Origin of the sequence: Sorangium sp. So ce381 (assembly GCF_051473845.1) — a bacterium.
Lineage (GTDB): Bacteria > Myxococcota_A > Polyangia > Polyangiales > Polyangiaceae > Sorangium > Sorangium atrum.
Window position 1 is genome coordinate 2,315,088 of the sequence record NZ_CP150336.1, and the last position, 17,466, is coordinate 2,332,553.

Here is a 17,466-nt window from a genome sequence, read left to right on the forward strand (position 1 = left end):
GCGAGGCGCCGCTCACTGCGCCTCGCCGTGGACCTTTCGCAGGATCACCTCGAGCAGCCCGTCGAACGCGTCGCGCATCGCCCAGGCCTGGGCGGCCTCGTCGTCGAGCCCGGCCGCCTTGCGCCGGCCCTCGACGAGCGCGTTCCTGGGGCCCCTGCACGCGGGGCCGAGCCGGCGCTCCATGTCGAGCGAGGCGCCCGCGTAGACGTGATAGCAAGACGCGAAATCCCCCTGGTTGTAGAGGGGCGAACCGACCTGGATCGCGCCGTCCATCGTCCGCGCCAGCACGAGCAGATCCCCCTCGGTGCAGCCGCGGAGGATCGCGAGCGCGTGGTGAGGCACCGATCGCTTGACCGCCGGCAGCCCTCGCTCCTCGTCGGCCGTCTCGGCCGCGAACGTCGAGAGCGGGACGGGATCGGGGCGCACGAGCAGCAGCTTGAGGTAGTCGGCGGGCACGCCGAAGTTGAGGTTCTGCCCCTGCGTCGAGACCGCCGCGGCGACGCCGATCACCTCGCCGTGATCGTTGAACAGCGGGCCGCCCGAGGAGCCCGGCGCGATCGGCGCGGAGATCTGCAGCAGCGTCAGCTCCGGATCCACGACGCGCACCGCGCTCACGAGGCCGTTCGACACGGTGTCCGCGAGGCCGAGCGGATGGCCGATCGCGACGACCGGATCGCCGGGGCGGACCGCGCCGCTGTTGCCGAGGGAGAGCAGCGGGAGCCTCCGCGGCGCGTGGATCCGGACGATCGCGAGATCCCGGGCCTCGTCGAACGCGAGCACCTCGAGCACCGGGTGCTCGCTCTGATCCGCGAGGACCACCTTGAGGTCCGGCATCCCGGCGACGACGTGGAAATTCGTCGCGATCCAGCCGTCCTCGCGGACGAGGAAGCCCGCCCCGAGCGAGCCGTCGCCGCGGATCGTGACGACCGCCGGCATGGCGCGCGCGGCGATCTGCGCTGGCGTCATCGCGGCGGGCTGTGAAGCCGAGAGCGCCGGCTGGTCGGCCGAGGTCGCGGCGCAGCCGAGCGCCGCGAGCGCCGCCGCGGCGAGGAGCGCCGAGGCGCGCGGCCAGACGGGCCGCCGCGGGGGCTGGAGGCGCGATGGAGGAGCCGCGCAGGAGCGCTGGTCGTCGTCATGGAGCTCGCCTGGCAGGCCGCGGTGGTTCATGTCGCTCCCCGAGGCCGCCGCGTGAGCGACCTCCCTCCAGCAAGCGTAACGAAGACCCGACGGATCGTCTCGCGCGCCCGGAGAAAATCCGGTCGTGGCCGCATATGCTGTCGCGGTGAGCCAAGACCACGACGCGCGCGATCCGATCTTCGCCCTCAGCGACGAGTTCGTCGAAGCCTTCGCTGCCCGCTGTCCTGCCCATGCCACCCTCGCGGGCATCCCCTGCGACGAAGGCGCCTGGAACGACTGGAGCCCGAGCGGCGCCGCGTCGTGGGCCTCCACGGTCGCGTCCTTCCAGGAGCGGCTCCGCTCGCTGCCGCCGCCGCGCCCCGGGGCGGAGGCGCGGTGGTGTCGCCTCGCACGCCGTGTCATGGCGGATCACCTGGACGAGCGGCTCGACGATTTCCGTCACGGCGAGCACCTGCGCGATCTCAACAACATCGAGTCGGCGTTCCAGCACCTCCGGATGGTCTTCGACCTGATGGATGTCCGCAGCGCCGCCGGCTGGGAGGCCATCGCGTCGCGCCTGGAGGGCCTGCCGCGCGCGTGCGACAGCTACCGCGCGTCGCTCGAGGAGGGGCGCCGGACGGGCCAGGTCGTCGCGCGTCGCCAGGTGTGCGCCGTGATCGAGCAGGCGCGTTACCAGGCGGGCGACGCGTCGTTCTTCCTCACCCTGCCGGCCGCCTACGAGGCGTCGGGTTGCGGCGCGGACGCAGGTCGCGCGCGCATCGCCGCCGGCCGCGCGCGCGTCGCCGACGGCGTCGAGCGGGCGCGCGCCGCGTTCGGCGCGCTCGCCGGCTACCTGGAGCAGACGTACCTGCCGAGCGCGCGCGCCGCGGACGCCGTGGGAGAGGAGCGCTACCTGCGCCTCTCGCGCCGCTTCCTCGGCGCGAGCATCGACCCGATCGAGACCTATGCCTGGGGGTGGTCCGAGGTGCACGCCATCGAGGCCCAGATGGCGCGCCTCGCCGGCGAGATCCTCCCCGGCGCGTCGCTGCCCGAGGTGATCGATCTGCTCATGACCGACCCCGCCCGGTGCGCGCCGAGCGCCGACGAGTTCCTCCGCATCATGTCCGAGCGCCAGCGAAAGGCGCTCGCCGAGCTCGACGGCGTCCATTTCGACATCCCGGCGCCCATCCGCCACATCGAGGTGAAGCTCGCTCCGCCGGGCGGCGCGCTCGGCGCCTACTACGTGCCCCCGAGCGACGGCTTCAAGCGGCCCGGCACCGTCTGGTACGCGCCCGGCACGAAGCAGGCGTTCCCGCTCTACGAGGAGATCACCACGGCGTACCACGAGGGCTTTCCCGGCCATCACCTGCAGTGCGCGCTCCAGGTGCACCTCGATGACCGGCTGAGCCGACTCCACCGCTTCCTGGTGACGAACTCCGGCCACGCCGAGGGGTGGGCCCTCTACGCCGAGCAGCTCATGTACGAGCTCGGCTATTTCGAGCGCCCCGATTACGTGCTCGGAATGCTCTCGGGCAAGCTGACGCGCGCCTACCGCGTCGTCCTCGACATCGGCATGCACCTGGAGCTGCCGATCCCCCGGGACGCGCCGCTCCACGCCGGGGAGCCCTGGCGCTACGAGATCGCCGTCGAGTACCTCCACCGCCGGGCCTTCCTCCCGCTGGATCACGCGCACAGCGAGGCGACGCGCTACCTGGGCTGGCCGGGGCAGGCGATCTCCTACAAGGTCGGCGAGCGGGTCGTCCTCGAGCTGCGCGACGCGCTGAAGCGCCGCCAGGGCGAGGCGTTCGATCTGAAGGCGTTTCACGCCAGGGTGATCGGCTCCGGGTCGGTCGGGCTCGACCACCTGCGCGAGATCGTGCTCGACGACGCCGCGCCCTGAGCGCTCGTCCGACACGCGCGCTTCGCCCGACCGCTTCGCGCCTCGACGCGCGGCCACGCGCGTGCCAATCGACGCGGGTGAGCTCTCCCCCAGCGAACGAGGCCCCCGAGGCGCGGCCGGACGGCTCGGACCTCTGCACCGCGTGCGGCCTCTGCTGCACGGGGCTGCTCTTCGACGTCGCGCCGCTCGAGGAGCACGAGCTCCCGCGGGCCGAGAAGCTGCGCCTGCCGCTCGCTTGCAATCGGTACCACGACGCCTTCAGCCTGCCGTGCCCCTGCCATCTCGATCGGAAGTGCACCGTCTACGAGATGCGCTTCTCCGTGTGCAGCAGCTACGAGTGCGGCCTGCTCCGGCGCTGCAAGGCGGGCGAGGTGCCGCTCGGCGAGGCGCTGTCCCGCGTCGAGCGCGTGCTGCGCCTGACGGACGCCGTGCGCGCGCGGGTGCCGCCGCTCGTGCCGCCGCGTCCGCTCTGGGACGAGGCCCGCGAGCACCTCCGCCGGCGTGACGCCGAGGACCCGTCGCCGGCATGGCAGAGCGAGCGGGAGTCGCTCGTCGCCGCGCTCGGTGAGCTCCGGGTCGCGTGCAGGGAAGGGCTCGATCCATAGCGCCGGCGCCCCGCGAGGGCTGCGACGCCACGGCCCGTGGGAAATGGTCTTTCCCATGCCCGGGCTCCAATCTGCGGGCCGCACCAACGTGCTTTGGAGATCTCCCTCTCTCTATCCCGCAACGATCTCCAGGGCCCGCAGGACACCGACGAACGCGGAGACTCCCATGCTTCGTCCAGGCCGAGCGTGATCCGCCCTCGGCTGCGCGCGCGGCGCCCTCGTCAACCTGCTTGTCTCGGCCTCCCGGCGGCCGGCTCCAGGCCGTATATACGACCCATGGAACCGACGATCCGCCGGCTGACCAACAAGTATTCTGCCATCACTGCAGTGATCAGCTTCGTCACTCAGCCCATTCCCGGCGCAGATGAGTTGATCGTGGTTCCCATTCATTACTCCTTCTCCGTGTCGCTGACCCGGCGCCGGGGCGTGCCGCTCCGCAGGGCTCCGTGGCTGCAGGTGAGCAAGATCATCTGGGGTGGAGCGGCCGTGCGGCTCTTCGCCAACTTCACGCTCGGCCTCGTCCCGGTCGCCGGTCTCTTCTCCAATGCGGTCACCGCCGTCGCCTTGACGGAGTTCCTGGCCCGCTACCTCGACGCCGCGCTGAGCAGCGAGGCGCCGCCTCCCGCGGTCTCCCTCGGGGCCATCCGGGCTGCCCTGCGGACCCCCAGGCGAGCGCGGAGAGCTCAGCGGCTCTGGTCCAAGGTCCGCCGCGCCGTCCGGGAATCCGTCCCCGCGCCGACTCCTGCTTGATGCGTCTTGTCGCGCTGGCCGGGAAGAGCGGAGCTCGCGCAAGCCCCGAGGCTTCCGGCGGTCGTGACGCGGCCCGGAGAGGGCGAGGAATCCGCGGCGCCGGGTCATCCGCCGCACGCTCTCCGCCCGCGCGCCGCGTTGAAGAGCGCCTCGCCGGCGCGCCCGATGTGGACCCGGTGTGGACCCGACGTGGACCCGCCTCGGTCCGCCCGCGCGCGGCGCTCTCGCCTGGCGTCTCTCCTGGCGATCGCCGCCCAGATCGAATAGATCCCCCGCCATGCTCTCCGAGACCCGCGAGAAAGTCCTGGACATCAAAAGGCGCTTTGAGGCGCTAAGGGGGCATCTTTGACGTCCCCAAGCTCGAACGGATGCTCCAGGACCTGACCCAGACGACGCTGTCGTCGGGGTTCTGGAACGATCAGGAAAAAGCCCAAGCCGTCCTCCGCAAGCGCGCCCAGGTCGAGTCGAAGCTCGAGGTGGCGCAGCGGCTCGGCCGCGAGATCGAGGATCTCGCGGAGTACCTCGAGCTCGGCGCTGCCGAGAACGACGAGGGCGTCATCGCCGACGCCGACGCGCAGGCCGACGCCATCGCCGGGCGCCTGCGCAAGGTCGAGCTCGATCGCATGCTGTCCGGCCCCGCCGACCGCGGCAACGCCATCGTCAGCATCCACCCGGGCGCCGGCGGCACCGACGCGAAGGACTGGGCGTCCATGCTCCTCCGCATGTACCTGCGCTTCTGCGAGCGCCGCGGGTACAAGACGGAGATCATCGACTACCAGGACGGCGACGAGGCCGGCATCGACGCCGTCACCTTCACGGTGAGCGGCGACGCCGCCTACGGCTACCTGCGATCCGAGGGCGGGGTCCACCGCCTGGTCCGGATGAGCCCGTTCAACGCCGATCACACGCGCCAGACCGCGTTCGCCGCCGTCGAGGTCACCCCGGACAGCGACGACGAGATCAACATCCAGGTCAACGAGAAGGACATCGAGATCACGACGATGCGCGCCGGCGGCAAGGGCGGGCAGAACGTGAACAAGGTCGAGACCGCCGTTCGCCTGCGGCACCTCCCGACCGGCCTCAACATCGTGTGCCGCGCCGAGCGCAGCCAGCACCAGAACCGCGCGATGGCGATGAAGGTCCTCAAGGCGAAGCTGTACGAGATGGAGCTCCAGAAGCGGGACGCCGAGGTCCAGGCCTACAACGCCGCGAAGAGCGCCATCAACTTCGGCAGCCAGATCAGGAACTACGTCCTCGCGCCCTACCGGCTCGTCAAGGACGTGCGCACCTCCACCGAGGCCACCGACGTGGACGCCGTCCTCGACGGCGATCTCGAGGGCTTCATCGAGGCCTACTTGCTCGCCGCGGCCGGCGGTTCGCTCAGGAAGGGCGGCTCCGTCGCGGAGGACGACGCTCCGTGAGCCAGCAAAAAGACAGACCGAACGACAAGAAGACCGAGCGGCTCGTGAAGGAGGCCGCCGAGGCCGCGCGCGCCGAGGAGACGCTGATCGCCACCCGCAAGGCGAAGGCGGCGCGCCTCCGCGCCCGCGGCGACAACCCGTTCGCCAACGACGTCACGGAGGGCGAGCCGCTCGTCGAGCTCGCGGCCGTCCGCGCCCGCTTCGACGGGGCGCGGGCCGCGGCCGAGCCCAGGCCCGAGGGCGCGGCGCCCGAGCGATCCGCCTCTTCCGCGGCGGATCGCTACGATCCTGCGCGCGTCGAGCCGGTCCCGTTCCGCGTCGCGGGCCGGGTCCTCTTCGTGCGCTCGTTCGGCGGCGTCACCTTCGTCCGGCTGCGCGACCGCACCGGCGAGCTCCAGCTCTACTGCGAGCAGGGGAGCCTCGCCGATTTCGAGCGGCTGGAGGACATCGACCTCGGCGATTTCGTCGAGGCCCGCGGCGTCGCGATGGCGACGCAGAAGGGCGAGCTCTCGATCCGCGCCGAGCGCCTCCGGCTGCTCACGAAGGCCTACCGCCCGCTGCCGACCAAGACGAGCTTCAAGGACGTCGAGTCGCGCTACCGCATGCGGTACGTCGATCTCGTGGCCAACCCGCACGTCGCGGGGGTCTTCCGCGCCCGCACCGCGATCGTCGCCGCGCTGCGCGGGTTCCTCGACGCGCGCGGCTTCCTCGAGGTCGAGACCCCGACGATGCACACGCTCGTCGGCGGCGCGGCCGCGAAGCCGTTCAAGACCCACCACAACGCGCTCGACCTCGGGCTCTTCATGCGCATCGCGCCGGAGCTCTTCCTGAAGCGGCTCGTCGTCGGCGGCTTCGAGCGCGTCTACGAGATCGCCCGCTGCTACCGGAACGAGGGGCTGTCGACGCGGCACAACCCCGAGTTCACGATGCTCGAGTACTACCAGGCGTACGCGACGTACGAGACGCTGATGGACGCGACCGAGGCGATGCTCCGCCACGTCGACGCCCGCCTCGCCGAGCGGCTCCCGGCCGAGCACGCGGCCTGGGCCGCGCAGCGCACGTACTCGCTCGAGCGCTTCGAGCGCGTTCCCATGGCCGAGGGGATCGCCCGCGCCCTGGCGAAGTCGGGCCTGCCGGCCGACGTCCCGCAGCGCGTCGCCGCGGACGACGCTCCGATCAAGGAGTGGGCGAAGGCGGCGAAGGCGAGCGGGCGCGAGATCGACTGGACGAACTTCCGCGCGGGCGCGAAGAAGTGCGAGTCGCCCGGTGAGCTCGTCTTCTGCGCGTACGAGTACGTGGTCGAGCCGTTCCTCACGAGGGACTACCGCACGGAGGCCGGCGACAAGAGCGTCCCTGTCTTCATCATCGACTATCCCTTCGAGGTCTCGCCGCTCGCGCGCAAGAAGGACAGCGATCCTTCGCTGGTCGACCGCTTCGAGCTCTTCATCGACGGCCGCGAGCTCTGCAACGCCTTCAGCGAGCTCAACGACCCCGAGGACCAGGACGCGCGCTTCCGCGCGCAGGTCGAGAAGAAGTCGCGGGGCGAGGAGGAGACGATGGATTACGACGCCGACTACGTCCGCGCCCTGGAGCACGGCCTCCCGCCGACGGCGGGCTTCGGCATGGGGGTCGATCGCCTGACGATGCTCCTCACCGGCGCGACCTCCATCCGCGACGTCATCCTGTTCCCGCTCCTCCGTCCCGAGACCGACGCGTGATCGAGCTCTCCAGGTCGTTGCAGGCCGCGCTCCTCGCCGCCGTCGCTCTGGGCATCGTCCTGCTCGCCTGGCGGGGCTACACCCGCTTCGACAAGAAGGGCGAACTGGAGCCGCGGCGCCCCGGCGTCGTGCGCGGCGGGGTCGTGGTCGCGCTCACGGGCGCCAGCCTGCTCGCGCTCACGCTCATCGCGTCCAGCGGGCGCGCGAAGGGCCTCGCGCTCGTCGGCACCTTCTTCTCCAGCAATACCGAGCTGATCGCCCAGCTCGTCGCCGCGCTGATCGTGGGCGGGGGTCTTCGGCTGTTCCGGGCCAGGACGACCGCGGACAAGGCCCGGTGGCTCTCCGGCAGGTGGGGCTCCAGGGCCCGCGCGGGGCTCCGGGTGCTCGGCGCGATGTCCCTGCTCGCCGCGCTCGCGATCGTCGTCCTCTGGGTCGCGGTCCTGCCCATCCAGCCGACCTTCCGGTGGATCCTTGGAGGCGTCCTGTTCGGCGCGGGCACGGGCTATCTGGTCGCCGGGAGCCGCCCTGTCCGCAAGGGGCTCTATCGCGCGCTCGGCTGGTGGTGGGGCGCGCTCGTGGGCGTGGCGTTCGGTGCCACCGCGACGCTCACGGCCAGGATGCCCGTCGGGAAGGGCGCGTCGTTCAACGCCACGGATCAGATCATCCGCTTCACCGCGCTCGTCTCGAGCGTCGCCTTCCTGTTCTTCGTGCTGTCGGCGCTCCTGCCGATCGCCCTCGACGCGCTCGAGCGCCGGAGCTTCGTGCCCCACGTGGCCGCGCGCCACGTGCGCGCCTCGAAGAGCGGCTTTCTCACGGTCATCTCGGTCCTGTCGATGGCCGGCGTCGCCGTCAGCTCGTGCGCCCTGTGCTCGGTGACGAGCATCATGGGCGGCTTCGGCGCCGACCTGAAGCGCAAGATCCTCGGCAACAACGCGCACATGGTCGTCGACGCCTCCCGCCCCGGCGGCTTCGGCAACTGGGACGACAAGCTCACCCAGGTGCGCGTCGCGCTCGCGCCATACGGAGGCGCCGCGACCCCGGTCGCCGCCGGCGAGGCGATGGGCTCCAGCGCCTCGAACACCGCGGGCGCCCTCGTCCGCGGCATCGATCCGGACACCATCGGGCAGGTCATCGACCTCCCCAAGAACATCGAGGTCGGCAGCTTCGACTACCTGCGCGATCCCGAGAAGCTGACGAGCCTGCCTCCCGAGGAGATCATCGGCCGAGGTCCGGGCGGGGAGCCGTACTTCAAGGGGCCGGACTTCCGCCAGCCGACGGACGTCGACCCGTCGGTGCGCGACTACCTGAAGCAGCAGACGCGCATCTACCCGGGCGTCATCATCGGCCGCGAGCTCGCGAAATCGCTCCACGTGCTCGTCGGGGACGAGGTGACCCTCCTGTCGCCGATGGGCGAGCTCGGCCCCACCGGCGTGATGCCGCGCTCCCGCAAGTTCCGTGTCGCGGCGATCTTCTATAGCGGCATGTACGAGTACGACGTCACGCACGCGTACGTCTTGATGGAAGAGGCGCAGAAGTTCTTCAGCCTCGACGATAAGATCACCCACATCGACATCCGGGTCCCGGATCCCGAGCGGGTGCAGGAGGTCCGCCCGGCCGTGGAGGCGGCCGTCGCCGCGAGCGCCGCGCTCGACGAGGCGCCGGAGGGAGGCAAGCCGCCGCCGCAGCTCCGCGTCCGCGACTGGATGGAGATGAACAAGAACCTCTTCAGCGCGCTCAAGCTGGAGAAGATCGCGACGTTCATCATCCTGTCCATCGCCATCGCGGTCGCCAGCTTCTGCATCGTCTGCACGCTGCTCCTCATGGTGACCGAGAAGGGCAAGGAGATCGCCGTCCTGAAGGCGCTGGGCGCCTCGGACAACGCGGTGATGCGCGTGTTCATGCTCGAGGGCGTGATCATCGGCGCCATCGGCACGATCTACGGTGTCGGCACCGCGCTCGCGGTCTGCACGGGCCTGTACTGGTTCGGTGTCCGGCTCGATCCGGACGTCTATTACATCGACCGGTTGCCCGTGAACGTGAACCTCTCCGACTACGCGATGGTCGCGGTCGCGTCGATGCTCATCTGCACCATCGCCACCATCTACCCGGCCCGCGCTGCCTCGAGGCTCTCTCCGGTCGACGGGCTCCGCTACGAGTAATCACTCCATGTCCACTCCGCTCGTCGTCGTCGAAGACCTCCGCAAGACGTTCGTTCACATGGGCCGCGAGCTCCACGTGCTCTGCGGCATCGACATCGTCATCAACCAGGGCGAGGTCGTGGCGTTCGTGGGCCCCTCCGGCGCCGGCAAGAGCACGTTCCTCCACTGCATCGGCACGCTGGACCTCCCGACGAGCGGCCGCATCCGCCTCGGTAACGACGAGCTCACCGGCCTGCCGGGCTCGCGGCTCGCGGCGATCCGGAACCGGACGATCGGCTTCGTCTTTCAGTTCCACCACCTGCTGCCCGAGTTCAACGCGGTCGAGAACGTGATGATGCCGGGCCTCATCCAGGGGAAGACCCGCCGCGAGATGGAGCCGCTCGCGCGCTCGCTGCTCGCCGAGGTCGGGCTCGCGGCGCGCGCCACGCACCGGCCGGGGGAGCTGTCGGGCGGCGAGCAGCAGCGCGTCGCCCTGGCGCGGGCGCTCGTCCTGTCGCCGAAGCTCCTCCTCGCCGACGAGCCGACCGGCAACCTCGACACCGCGACGAGCGACTCGATCCACCAGCTGTTCTTCGAGATGAACCGCAAGCACGGCACCACGATCGTGGTGGTGACGCACAACCTCAGCTTCGCCGAGTCGATGCCGCGCGTGGTGACCATGCGCGACGGGACGATCGAGAGCGATCGCATCGGCAGCGAGCGCGCCGCGGCCCTCGGGTACCGCGACGGCTCAGCCGGATAGCCGCTCGCTCAGGAGCTCGGCCGCGCGCAGCGACATGGCCATGATGGTCATCTGCGGGTTCACGCCGAGCGACGAGGGGATCGCGCTTCCATCGCACACGTAGAGCCCGGCGACGTCGTGCGCCTGGTGGTCCGGGCCGAGGCACGACGACCGCGGGTCCACCCCGATACGGCACGTCCCGAGCGGGTGGAACGCCGCCACGTCGAGGTCGCCCGCCTGGATCTGCCGCGCCTTGAGCCGCTCCAGGTCCGCGGGGCCGTTCACCTCGTCGCAGCCGGCGACGAGCGGCAGCACGCGCCGGGCCCCCGCGGCCAGGAACACCTCGCAGAGCAGCTCGACCCCGCGCTGCATCTTGGCGACGTCCTCCCGGTTCATCGTGTAGAGCACGAGCGGCGTGCCGCCGATCCCGGGCCTCACCTCGCCGCGGCTCGTGTCCTTGATCATGAACCCGAACGTCGCGAGGTGCGGGTACCGCTCCATCAGCTCCGTGTAGCGGTGCCCCGTCCAGGGCACGGCCAGCGCTGCGACGTCGAACGGGAGCGAGCCTCCCTCGAACATCAGCCCTTCATCGGCGAAGTGGTCGATCTGGTAGCCCTGCGGGATGCCTTGCCACTGATCGATCCGCTCATCGAAGAGCGCCATCACCTTCGAGGCCGGGTGGATCGAGAGGTTCTTTCCCAGCGCGCCGCTCGACAGGCACGCTCCGCTCCGGCGCAGGAGCAGCGGCGTCATCAGCGCGCCGCCGGCCACGACGACGGCCTCCGCCCTGACCACGAGCCGCGGCCGCCGCCCTGCGCCGCTCGCCGCGCGGTCGCCGTTGCCTCGGGCCCTCGTGTCGCCGCCGAGCACTGCAGTCGCGCCCCGCGCGCGGCCCGCCACGAGCTCGATCGTCCTGACCCGCGCCGCCGTGATGAGCTGTGCGCCCCGCTTCAGCGCCTCGGGCACGTAGCTCACGTCGGTCGAGCGCTTGGCCCCCGTGGGGCAGCCGAAGCAGCAGATCCCCTGTCCATCGCAGTCCGGCGCGTTGCGCTGGAGCGGCCCGTGCCGCAGGCCGAGCCGCTCCGCCCCGCGCCGGACGATCGGCCCGATCGCCCCGAGGTGGAGCGGATCCGCGGGGGCGACCTGGAGCATGCGCTCGACGCGCTCGTAATAGGGAGCGAGCCCGCTGGACGAGAACTCCGCCGGGAGCCCCATGCCGTCTCGCCACGACGCAAAGGTGCTCTCCGGAGCCCGGTAGCAAGTACCGGAGTTGATCACGGTGCTCCCTCCGACGGCGCGCCCCGCGAACACGGGGATATTCACGTTGCCGAGCGTCATATCGAGCCCGTGGTCGCGGTACATCTCCCGGTACGCGCGCGCGGGCCGTCCGGTGAAGCTCGAGCGGCGGTGAAAGTCGCCCTCCTCGAGCATGAGCACCGCGTGACCGCGCGACGCGAGCTCGTAGGCCGCGGCCGCTCCGCCGGCGCCGGTGCCGATCACGAGGACCTCGCACTCGAGCTCCAGGTCCTCCTCGACCTCGCGCCCGTCCGTCACCTGCGCGAGCCAGCGCGGCGCCTCGTCGCGCACCGTGGGCAGCTCGTAGCGGCAGCCGACGTGCTTGAACATCTCGGGCCGGTCGTAGTGGACGAACCTGAGCGGCGTGAGCGCGGCGCGGAGCAGCGAGCGCAGCGTCCGCGCCCGGCTCTGCTCGAAGCCGCGGAGCACCTCCATCCGCTCCTCGAGCGGCAGCGCCGACAGCGGTCTGAGCCGGAAGGGCAGGGGGGCGAGCTCGATCGCCCACAGCGCCGCGCGCACTCCCTGCGCCAGGTGCGGCGGGATCGAGCCGAGCCAGGCCGCGAGCCGGCTGGCGGTCGCGGCGCCTGCGCCGTCGAGGAAGCGCCCGGGCGGCATCGCCGCCTCGGCGAGCGCGGCCGCGATACGCATCTCCCGCCCGGAGAGCCTGGGCTCCGCGCCCCCCTTTGCCGCGGGGGCCCTCTCCGCGCCGGCATCCTCCCTCGGCGTCTCGGGCCAGCGTTCCCTCCGCTCCAGCGCGGGCAAGCGCCCGAAATCGAGGTCCAATCCAAGGGTCATGGTCCTCCGAACCGCTCGTGAAAACTTCTGTTAATTCTGTAGCAACAGAATCGTTGCAGTGCAAGGCGGCCTGATCCGTTGGTGAACCTGGCGCGCAGGCGGCCTGGTCCGTTGGCCTCGCGCCTCGCGCGTGCTGGACGTGGCGCGCAGGCGGCCTGGTCCGCTGATCTCGCGCGTGCTGGACGTGGCCGCAGGCGCCCTGTCACGGCATGGGAAGGACCCAGATCGGCGAGCGAGGCTGAAGATCGAGGTGCTTCCAGGCGTCCTCGGCGATCGCCATGCCGAGCTCTCCCTCATCGCGGAGGCTCGCGGAGACCGCGCGAAAATAAGGGGCGTCCGGGCGCTCGATCGCGAGAATGCCCTTCGGATCCGACGGGCTCGGGGTGAACGGGCGGCCCGCCTTCGCCCGGCGCGTATCGCTCACGAGCGAGATTTCGTCCATGCGGGCGGTGAAGTGCGGCCCCCCGTCGAACGGATCGACCCTGTGGGCGTAACGGAAGCCGACGCGGCGGAGCAGCTTCTCCACCCCCCGGGTCTGCGATCCGACCTTGCCGATCACGCGCTGCGCGTCCTCGCGGAGCAGCGAGGCGTAGATGGTCCCCTCAGGGAAGAGCCCCTTGATGAACTCCTTGTTCTTCTTGGAGAGGAGATCCGCGTCGGCATAGCTCATGTCGGTGAACTTGCGCCCGAGCGCTTCCCAGAGGTGGCTTGTCCCATCCGGCTCGAGCGGGGGCATCAGCTCCGCGAGGATCTCCTCCTGGAACAGCGCGGATCGCGCGGCCATGTAGAGGAAGCGAACATAGGAGATCATCGTGCCGAGCCGCTCGGGCCCCTGCCGGTACTCCGGCATGAGCACGAGCCCGCCGATCTCCGTGGGGCCGTTGTACGAGTAGCCGATGCGCAGCACCGTATGATGGAAGTGCTTGTCGATCGTGGCCGAGTACTTCTCCTCGTCGAGCACGTCGAAGAAGATGTAGGGGACGCCGCGCCGGCCGAGCTGCGCGATGATCATCGACGTCCCGACGATCATGCCCTTCTCGCCCTTCGTCAGGTCGACGAGGACGAAGACGTATTGGCGGAGGCGGGGATCCTGGATCGTCCCGTTGAAGCTCTTGTGGCTCTCGGCGACGATCTCGTGGATTGCGTCACGGTTGTTCGGCAGGTTGACCGAGTTCAGGTGGCGCGCGACATAGAGGAGCTGTTCCTCGTCGCCGGTCACGGCTGCGCGTATCTCGAACGAGACCATCGCCGGAAGCCTACGCGTGGCGCCCGTCCTTGGCCATTGCTCCGGAGGTTGTGCGCACGGCGCAGAGCGGCGGTCATCGCGCGCCCTGACCGGCCGGACAGCGCGAGCCTGGCGCGGGACGTCGCGCGCGTCAGCCGAGCTGAGCGCGCAGCGCTTCGTCCATGGCGCCGAACGACGGCTCCACGCGTCAGCCGAGCTGAGCGCGCAGCGCTTCGTCCATGGCATCGAGCGGCGGCTCCCGCCCGGTGTACAGCCGGAACTGCTCTGCAGCCTGGTGGAGGAGCATCCTCCCGCCGTGAACGGCGGTCGCGCCGCGCCGCCGCGCCGCCGCCACGAGCTCCGTGATCATCGGCTTGTACACGATGTCCATCACCAGGAGACCTTCCCGCAAAACCTCCTCCGGGACAGGGCTTCGCGGATCGACCTCGGCCATGCCGAGCGACGTGGTGTTCACAAGGACGCCGTGGTCGTGCGCGAGCGCCGCTGCGTCGTCGAGCGGCGCGGCCGCCCCGCCGACCGCCGCCGCGAGCTGCCGCGCCTTCTCGAGATCGCGGTTCGCCACAGTGACGTGGGCGCCGCGCTCCGCGAGCCCGAACGCGACCGCGCGCGCCGCGCCGCCGGCGCCGAGGAGCAGCACCCGCGCGCCCCTGAGCTGCGTCACCTCCTCGAGCGCCCGCACCGCGCCGATCCAGTCGGTATTGTGGCCCCTGAGGCGCCCGTCATCGTTCACGATCGTGTTGACCGCCCCGATCCGCTCGGCGACGGGATCGAGCTCGTCGAGCAACGGAATTACCGCCTGCTTGTAGGGCATCGACACGCCGAGGCCGCGGATCCCGAGCGCGCGCATCCCGCGCGTCGCGCCTTCAACATCGGTCACCGCAAAAGGGATATAGGTAAAATCGAGTCCCAGCGCGCGGTAGCCGGCGAGGTGCATGGCGGCCCCTGTCGTTACCGGATGACGCGACATTGATCCGCAGAGTGTGAGGCGGCCCAGAGCTTGGGAGAGTGGTGCAGTCGATGAAGTGCAGCCGTGCATGCAGCGAAGCTGGCTTGTCTCGAGCGCGGATGCTAGCCCCGCCTGAGATGAGCGAGCCCAGCGTTCCCCAGCCGGCGGTGGAGGCCGCGGCCGTGTGCCTCCAGCCCGACAAGGCCGGACTTTTCATGCTTCGATCCGAGCGGGCGTTCGCGCGGCGCGCCTACCAGAGGGTCGCGCCGTTCGGGCGGAGCCTCCTCAAGGTCCTCGCGGCGCTCGCGATCCTCACGCTGGGTCGCTCGACGCTCGCGGACCAGTACCACGTGCCCACCGGCTCGATGTGGCCGACGATCGCCCCGGGTGATCGCATCCTCGTCGACAAGGTCGCCTACGGGCTCCGCGTCCCGCTCACGGATCGTTACCTGTTCGAGCGCAGCGGGCCGAGCGCCGGCGACGTGGTGCTCTTCGCGGATCCGCGCGGCGGCCCCACCCTCCTCGTCAAGCGGGTGATCGCGCTCCCCGGTCAGACGGTGATGCTCCGGCGAGGCGTGCTGTACGTCGACGGCGCGGCGCAGGCGCTCGAGCAGCGCGGGGACGGCACGAGGGTGGAGCACCTCGGCCAGGTCACGCACGCGGCCGGCGAGACCGACTTCGACGCGTTCGGTCCGGTCGTCGTCCCGCCGGACCACCTCTTCGTGATGGGCGACAACCGCGCCGCGTCGCTCGACAGCCGAGCGATGGGCGCGGTGCCGAGAGAGCTCCTGCGCGGCCGTGTGCTCCGCGTCGTCTATCACTACGACGCCGCGGGCTTCGATCTGTCACGCGCTCTGCGGAGCGTGGACTGAGCGCCTCCTCTACGTTTCCCTCCTCGCCACCATCTCCCTGAGCTCATCGCCGCTCAGGGTCTCGACCTCGTAGAGCCGGGCGGCGACGCGCTCGAGCGTCGGCCGGTGCCCCTGGATCAACGCGCGCGCCCGCGCCTCCGCGTCCGCGAGGATGCGCGCGACCTCCGCGTCGATCGCGCGCGCGGTCGCGTCGCTGCACTCGCGCGGCCCTGCGCCGGACGGCATCGCGCCCTGCGCTTCGCCGAGGAACGACAGCGGCCGGCGCGGCTCGAGCGCCGAGAGGCCGACCCCCTGGCCCATCCCGAGCTCGCGGACCATGCGACGCGCGAGCTCGGTCGCGTTGAGCAGATCGTCCTGCGCGCCGGTCGACAGGTCTCCGACGGCCTCCTCCTCGGCGACGCGCCCGCCCAGCAGCACGACCAGCCGATCGAGGATCTCCTGCCGGCTCCACAGGTAACGATCCTCGCGCGGCTGCTGGATCGTGTACCCGAGCGCGCCCGGCCCCCGCGGCACGATGGACACCTTGCGCACAGGATCCTGCGTCGGCAGCAGCGAGGCCGTCAGCGCGTGCCCCACCTCGTGGTAGGCGACGACGAGCTTCTCGCGCGCTCCGAGCCGCCTGCCACGGCGCTCGAGCCCCGCGAGCCCGCGCTCGATCGCCGCCTCCAGGTCGCCGTGTCCCACCGCCGCCGCGCCGCGCCGCGCCGCGAGCAGCGCCGCCTCGTTGACGATGTTCGCGAGGTCGGCGCCGACGAGCCCCGCGGTCTGCGCGGCCACGGCGTCGAGATCCGCGCCGGGATCGAGCGCCACCTTCTTCGCGTGCACCGCGAGGATCTCCTTGCGTTCGGCGAGGTCGGGCCGGTCGATGTGCACCCGGCGGTCGAACCGCCCTGGCCTCAGCAGCGCCGGATCGAGGATCTCGGCGCGGTTCGTCGCGGCGATCACGACCATGGCCGTGTGCGCGTCGAACCCATCCATCTCGGTCAGGAGCTGGTTGAGCGTCTGCTCCCGCTCGTCGTGTCCGCCGACGGAGCCGCCGAGGCCGCGCACCTTGCCGACCGCATCGAGCTCGTCGATGAACACGAGGCAGTGCCCCTTCTCGCGCGCCTGGGAGAAGAGGTCGCGCACGCGCGCGGCGCCGACGCCGACGAACATCTCGACGAACTCCGACCCGCTCGCGCTGAAGAAGGGGACGCTCGCCTCTCCCGCGATCGCTCGAGCGAGCAACGTCTTGCCCGTGCCGGGCGGCCCCACGAGGAGCACCCCTCTGGGCATCCGCCCGCCGAGCTTCTCGTAGCGCTCGGGCGCTTTGAGGAAGTCGACGATCTCGCCGAGCTCCGTCTTGGCCTCGGCGTTGCCGGCGACATCGCGGAACGTCGCGATCGCGCCCCGCTCCTCGTAGAGCCGCGCCTTGTGCTTGCCGAAGGCGGTCGCGGCGCCCGAGATGGTCCCTGCCGTCGCCGCGCGGCGCGACGCGAGGTGGCCCATCGCGACCAGACCGGCGAGCGGCAGCAGCAGCCAGAGGTACGGCGGCAACCCCAGCTCGTCCGCGACGCGCGTGTACGGGATCCCTCGCCGGTCGAGATCGGCGAGCAGATCCTTCTCGGTCTGCTCGATGCGCCCGGTGCGGTAAGTCTGCGGCGCGCGCGCGCTCAGGCCGGGCACCGCGCGCCCGATGTACACGTCGTCCCGGATCTCGATCTCGGCGAGCTCTCCGCTCTCCGCGAGCGAGCGGAAGCGCGCGTACGGGATCCGGCCGTCGGACGCCGCCATCACCTGAAGCAGCAACGCCGAGCCGAGCACCAGGACGAGAACAATCCAGAGCGACCGCATGCTCCCGCCTCCGCACGGACAGGCGACATGGTCGGTGAGGCCGACCTGTCGTCACGGTGCGCCCTGCACGGAGCTTGCCAAGGCGGCC

The 17,466-nt window shown here is 71.1% G+C and carries 13 protein-coding genes; 8 read left to right on the top strand and 5 right to left on the bottom strand.

The window, feature by feature from the left end; all coding sequences use genetic code 11:
* Positions 1–12 precede the first annotated feature (12 nt).
* The gene (locus WMF29_RS08775; RefSeq protein ID WP_437328413.1) at positions 13–1,167 is read right to left on the bottom strand and encodes a S1C family serine protease; all 1,155 of its coding nucleotides are present in this window, start codon (positions 1,165–1,167) and stop codon (positions 13–15) included.
* A gap of 115 nt (positions 1,168–1,282) precedes the next feature.
* On the opposite strand from WMF29_RS08775, the gene WMF29_RS08780 reads away from it, so the two are divergent.
* The 7 genes from WMF29_RS08780 to WMF29_RS08810 all read left to right on the top strand — a co-directional run bounded on the left by WMF29_RS08780 (position 1,283) and on the right by WMF29_RS08810 (position 10,411).
* Positions 1,283–3,016 (top strand): DUF885 domain-containing protein, encoded by a 1,734-nt coding sequence (locus WMF29_RS08780; protein ID WP_437328414.1) that lies wholly within the window; start codon positions 1,283–1,285, stop codon positions 3,014–3,016.
* A gap of 77 nt (positions 3,017–3,093) precedes the next feature.
* Positions 3,094–3,621 carry a hypothetical protein gene (locus WMF29_RS08785; protein WP_437328415.1) on the top strand — a complete coding sequence of 176 codons (528 nt, stop codon included), beginning with the start codon at positions 3,094–3,096 and terminating at the stop codon, positions 3,619–3,621.
* 276 nt (positions 3,622–3,897) lie between these two features.
* Positions 3,898–4,371 carry a hypothetical protein gene (locus WMF29_RS08790; protein ID WP_437328416.1) on the top strand — a complete coding sequence of 158 codons (474 nt, stop codon included), beginning with the start codon at positions 3,898–3,900 and terminating at the stop codon, positions 4,369–4,371.
* A 277-nt stretch (positions 4,372–4,648) separates the two neighbouring features.
* Positions 4,649–5,792, top strand: a protein-coding gene (prfB, locus tag WMF29_RS08795; RefSeq protein ID WP_437328417.1) for a peptide chain release factor 2 whose coding sequence is annotated in 2 segments (ribosomal slippage) — positions 4,649–4,717 and positions 4,719–5,792 — 1,143 coding nt in all. Because the reading frame shifts where the segments join, the coding sequence is not laid out codon by codon here.
* Positions 5,789–7,510 carry a lysine--tRNA ligase gene (lysS, locus tag WMF29_RS08800; RefSeq protein ID WP_437328418.1) on the top strand — a complete coding sequence of 574 codons (1,722 nt, stop codon included), beginning with the start codon at positions 5,789–5,791 and terminating at the stop codon, positions 7,508–7,510. The genes prfB and lysS overlap by 4 nt, the downstream gene beginning before the upstream one ends.
* Positions 7,507–9,669, top strand: a complete 2,163-nt coding sequence (locus WMF29_RS08805; RefSeq protein WP_437328419.1) for an FtsX-like permease family protein — start codon at positions 7,507–7,509, stop codon at positions 9,667–9,669. Before lysS ends, WMF29_RS08805 begins: the two co-directional genes overlap by 4 nt.
* A gap of 7 nt (positions 9,670–9,676) precedes the next feature.
* Positions 9,677–10,411 (top strand): ABC transporter ATP-binding protein, encoded by a 735-nt coding sequence (locus WMF29_RS08810; RefSeq protein WP_272101325.1) that lies wholly within the window; start codon positions 9,677–9,679, stop codon positions 10,409–10,411.
* On the opposite strand, the gene WMF29_RS08815 is transcribed toward WMF29_RS08810, so the two are convergent.
* From WMF29_RS08815 to WMF29_RS08825, 3 genes are all read right to left on the bottom strand, one after another.
* Positions 10,400–12,481 (bottom strand): FAD-dependent oxidoreductase, encoded by a 2,082-nt coding sequence (locus WMF29_RS08815; protein ID WP_437328420.1) that lies wholly within the window; start codon positions 12,479–12,481, stop codon positions 10,400–10,402. The genes WMF29_RS08810 and WMF29_RS08815 overlap by 12 nt on opposite strands.
* A gap of 202 nt (positions 12,482–12,683) precedes the next feature.
* Positions 12,684–13,727, bottom strand: coding sequence for an arginine N-succinyltransferase (locus tag WMF29_RS08820; protein WP_437328421.1), 1,044 nt, complete (start codon positions 13,725–13,727; stop codon positions 12,684–12,686).
* A 187-nt stretch (positions 13,728–13,914) separates the two neighbouring features.
* Positions 13,915–14,763 carry a shikimate dehydrogenase gene (locus tag WMF29_RS08825; RefSeq protein ID WP_437328422.1) on the bottom strand — a complete coding sequence of 283 codons (849 nt, stop codon included), beginning with the start codon at positions 14,761–14,763 and terminating at the stop codon, positions 13,915–13,917.
* Between the two features lie 47 nt (positions 14,764–14,810).
* Between WMF29_RS08825 and lepB the strand changes: the two genes are divergently transcribed.
* Positions 14,811–15,545, top strand: a complete 735-nt coding sequence (gene lepB, locus WMF29_RS08830; protein ID WP_437328423.1) for a signal peptidase I — start codon at positions 14,811–14,813, stop codon at positions 15,543–15,545.
* 9 nt (positions 15,546–15,554) lie between these two features.
* On the opposite strand, the gene ftsH is transcribed toward lepB, so the two are convergent.
* On the bottom strand, positions 15,555–17,378 hold the full coding sequence (ftsH, locus tag WMF29_RS08835; RefSeq protein ID WP_437328424.1) for an ATP-dependent zinc metalloprotease FtsH: 1,824 nt from the start codon (positions 17,376–17,378) through the stop codon (positions 15,555–15,557).
* Positions 17,379–17,466: the final 88 nt, after the last annotated feature.